This is a genomic window from Allobosea rubneri (assembly GCF_032464875.1).
GTDB classification, from domain to species: Bacteria; Pseudomonadota; Alphaproteobacteria; order Rhizobiales; family Beijerinckiaceae; genus Allobosea; species Allobosea rubneri.
The window spans coordinates 1-1,532 of the sequence record NZ_JAWDID010000123.1; the positions used below are offsets into that span (position 1 = coordinate 1).

Below are 1,532 nucleotides of genomic sequence, written 5' to 3' on the forward strand. Positions count from 1 at the left end.
GATACCGTTGAAAAAGTCGGCCAGCTGAGCGTCGCCGCGGTGTGGCGGATTTGGCCGACTGAGGCTCGCCCTCTCATGCTGGCCTGATCTGAGGTCCATTCGGCAGGAGCTTGGCGAGCTTTCTGAGGTTCTGGGCGGCTGCGGCGAGGTGGAACTCGTCTCTGGCGCCATTCGGTCCGCGTAGTCGCAGCCGGTCGAGCCTCAGGATGCGCTTGAGATGGGCGAAGAGCATCTCGACCTTCTTCCGCTCTCGCCGCGAGATGACATAGGCGTCGGTCGCGGCGATGTCCCTGGCCATGTCGCGGGCGCCCTCGTGGATCGAGCGCAGGATCTTGCGGGCTGGGGGGCTCGGGCAGCACCGCGGTTTCAGCGAGCAGGCGTCGCAGTCGAACTTGCTGGCGCGGTAGCGCCTGAAGCCTTCGGGGTCGACACCGTCGCGACCAACGCTGAGGGGACGTCGATACTGGCGAAGCTCCTTCCCGCCCGGGCAGGTGTAGAGATCGCGGGCATGGTCATAGGCGAAGTCGGAGCGGCTGAAGGTGCCGTCGCTGCGCTGGGATTTGTCGAAGACCGGGATATGCGGCTCGATCCCGCGCTCATGCACCAGCCAGGCGAGGTTCTCGGCCGAGCCGTAGGCGCTATCGGCGGCGAGCCGGGCCGGCCAGAGGCCGAAGCGATCCTGCGTCCGGTCAAGCATGGTTCGAGCCGAGCCGACCTCGGCCTGCCGGATGGCGCGGCTGGCCTCGACATCGACGATGACGGCATGATCGAGGTCGATCAGATAGTTGGTGGCGTAGGCGAAGAAGGCGTGGCCCTTCAGGGCTCCGGTCCATTGCGCCGCCGGATCAGAGCGGGAGACGAACTTCGGCTTGGTCTCACTGGCTGCGCCCCAGGCGGCCGCGTCGAGCGTGTCGAGATACTCGCGGACCGAGCGCCGTGTCCGGGCGAGATCGTCCCAATCGACCGGCTCGGACGCTTCGGCCGAGCGTTGCTTGTTGGCGTCGGCCTTGATCAGGCTGGCATCGACCGCGAAGCCTTCGCCGCCGACGAGTCCTTCCGCTATGCAGCGCCGAACCGTCGTCTCGAACAGCTCGCGGAGAAGATCGCTGTCGCGGAAACGGCCGTGCCGGTTCTTCGAGAAGGTGGAATGGTCAGGCACGTCCCCTTCGAGCCCGAGCCGGCAGAACCAGCGATAGGCCAGATTGAGATGCACTTCCTCGCACAGGCGCCGCTCGGAGCGGATGCCGAAGCAATAGCCGATGAGCAGCATCCGGATCATCAGCTCCGGGTCGATCGAGGGTCGGCCCGTCTCGCTGTAGAACGGGCGCAGATGCGCGCGGATCTCCGAGAGATCAACGAAGCGGTCGATGGCGCGAACCCAGTGATCGGCCGGGACGTGGCGATCCAGGCTGAACTCGTAGAACAGAGCCTCCTGCGCCACCTGCCGCTCGCCCATCATCGCGCCGCCCTCCGCAAGGGCGACTGAATCAGGACTTCACGCCCGCAGCAACGCCGACTTTTTCAACAACATC

Annotated in this window: 1 protein-coding gene; it reads right to left on the bottom strand. The window is 65.9% G+C overall.

The window, feature by feature from the left end:
• Positions 1 to 73: 73 nt before the first annotated feature.
• A complete protein-coding gene (locus RKE40_RS29545) occupies positions 74 to 1,459 on the bottom strand; it encodes an IS1182 family transposase (protein ID WP_316021720.1) in 1,386 nt (461 codons plus the stop codon).
• Positions 1,460 to 1,532: the final 73 nt, after the last annotated feature.